This is a genomic window from Achromobacter sp. Root83, assembly GCF_001428845.1.
Classification (GTDB): Bacteria; Pseudomonadota; Gammaproteobacteria; order Burkholderiales; family Burkholderiaceae_B; genus Achromobacter.
On sequence record NZ_LMIU01000020.1, the window covers coordinates 344 to 2,853 of the forward strand.

The 2,510-nt window shown below is 69.5% G+C and carries 2 protein-coding genes; both read right to left on the reverse strand.

Annotated features, from left to right (window positions below; all coding sequences use genetic code 11):
* Positions 1-1,372, reverse strand: a 1,372-nt coding sequence (locus ASE30_RS15860; protein WP_156407678.1) for a condensation domain-containing protein, incomplete at its 3' end; no start/stop codon positions are given.
* Positions 1,278-2,510: phosphopantetheine-binding protein (locus tag ASE30_RS15865; RefSeq protein WP_156407679.1), on the reverse strand; the 1,233-nt coding region annotated here is incomplete at its 5' end. The genes ASE30_RS15860 and ASE30_RS15865, both read right to left, overlap by 95 nt.

Consider the following 2,510-nt stretch of genomic DNA (forward strand, 5'->3'; position numbering starts at 1 on the left):
CGATCGGCACGTAGGCGCCGCCGGCCTTCATCACCGCCAGCAGGCTCACCACCAGTTCCACCGAGCGCGGCAGGGCCACGCCCACCGTCACGTCCGGCCCTACACCCAACCCGATCAGCCGGTGCGCAAGGCGATTCGCCCGGGCGTTCAGGTCCGCGTAGCCGACAGACCGGCCCTCGTACACCAGCGCCACCGCGTCGCCACGCCGCGCCGCCTGCGACTCGATCAGGCGATGCGTGAAGCCCGGTTCCAGGGCTTGCGGCTGCGCGCCCCACCGCGCCAGCGCCTCTGCCTCCTCCTGGGCCAGTGCCGGCAAGCGCTGACTCAAGTCGGCGTACTGCTGCTGACCCGCCTCCAGCAGTCGCGCGAGCGCGCCGCGCAAGTACGCCGCGACGCGCGCCACGTCGATGCCCTGCTCAGCCAGCAGCACCAGGCGAAAGCCCGTCGCCTGGTCATCGACAGACAGGCTCAGCGGGTAGTTGGTGCGTTCGCGGCCACCCAAGGGGCGCACGCCCTCCAGCAGCGCGGCCGTGGCCGACTCGCCGCTATAACGGTAGTTCAGCAACGTCGAGAACAGCGGCGTGCCGCTGGGCACCCCACTGCAGCGCAGGGCAAGTTGCAGGCTGGCGTGCTCGTGGTCGAGCAGGCCCTTCAACGCGTCATGCACGTGCTTCAGGCCCGTCGCCACACTGCGGCCGCGCAACCCGATGCGAACCGGCAAGGTATTGATGAACATGCCGACCGCGCGGTCCACATCCGCCCCACCGCGCATGCGGCCGAACAACAGCGTCCCGAACACGACGTCATCCTGGCCGGTGGTGCGCGCCAGCACCAGCGACCAAGCCAGGTGGAACACCGCCGACGGACTGACGCCATGGCTGCGCGCCAATGCGCGGATGGCCTTTGCCTGGCCGGCATCCAGGCTGTCGATGTACTCCTGCGCGCTGCTGCCATCGGCCTGCACATCCAGCCGGCCGAACGGCGCGGTGGGTTCATCCACGTCCGCCAGCATGGCCGAGAAGAACTGCCGATGTGCGTCGGGCGTAACGCCCAGCCGCGCCTGCGCGACGAAATCCCGGAACGGCACCGGATCCGGCAAGGCGTCTCGATGGCCGGCCAGGACCAGTGCAACCTCGGCGCTGATCAGCTCCAGCGTGGTGTGGTCCATGATCAAGTGATGGCACGGCAGTTGCAGCAGCCACCGGTTCCGGAGCGCATCGTGCAGCGCCAGTGCTCGGATCATGGGCGCGTTCCGCGCGTCGATGCGATACGCCGGCTCATGGATCAGCGCATTCAGATAGGCCTCGGCGTCGGCGCCGGCAGGCGCGGCCGGCGCCTGTTCCAACTCCACCCGCGCCTGGCGCAGCACCACCGTGGCGGGCCACCACCTCCTGCAAGGCCGCCATGAACCCCTGCAGCCGCGCCTCGGTGTCGAACGCGATCAGATACGGCAGCAGATAGGGATCAGGCCCGGCCTGCAAGAGATGGTGAAACAGAATTCCCTCTTGCAGCGGCGCAAGCGGATAGATGTCCTGGATGTTCGGCGCGCCGCCGGGCACGGCGGCCTCGACGGCGCGCAGATGCGCATCCGTCAACGTGGCCAGCGTCACCATGTCTGGCGTCAGCGCCCCGCAATCCGCGGGGATCCCATTGGCCGGGACGGCCAGCGCGGATTCGACGTGGCCCTGTTGCCGCGCGACCTCACGGGTGAAGTCGCACAGCCGCGGATGTTCGAAGATGGCCCGCGCCGGCATGGGCCATTCCTGGCGCCGCAACTTCTCCATCAACTGGATCGCCATCAACGAGTGGCCGCCCAGTTCGAAGAAATGGTCCTGGCGCCCGACACGCGGCACATGCAGCACTTCGGACCAGATCCGCGCAATGACCTCCTCCATTGCGCCGGAGGGGGGCTCGTAGGCGGACTGCGCCTGCGCGGGATCCACGCCGGGCAGCTTGCGCCGGTCGACCTTGCCATTGGGRTTCAGCGGCAGCGCCGGCAGGAACACCCAGAACGACGGCACCATGAACTCCGGCAGCCTGCCCTTCAGATAATCCCGCAACGCCTCGCGCAGTTCGGCCTGCGCCAACTCGTCGGTRGCCACCCCCGAGGCGCGCGCCACCACATACGCCACCAGCCGCCGCTCGCCCTGCCCATCCTCGTGCACCGCCACCACCGCCGCGGCCACCGACTCGTGCCGCGCCAGTTGCGCCTCGATCTCACCCAGCTCCAGGCGCTGCCCGCGGATCTTGACCTGCTGATCCGAACGYCCCAGGTATTCCAGCACCCCATCGCCCCGCCACCGCGCCAGGTCGCCCGTGCGGTACAACCGCCCTCCCGGCTGCGCCGACAGCGAATCCGGCACGAAGCGCTCGGCCGTCAACCCCGCCCGCGCCAGATACCCTCGGCCYACRCCCACGCCCGCCACGTACAGCTCGCCAACCACCCCCACCGGCAGCGGCTCCAGGCTGTCGTCCAGCACATACAGCCGCGTATTGTCCGTCGGACGGCC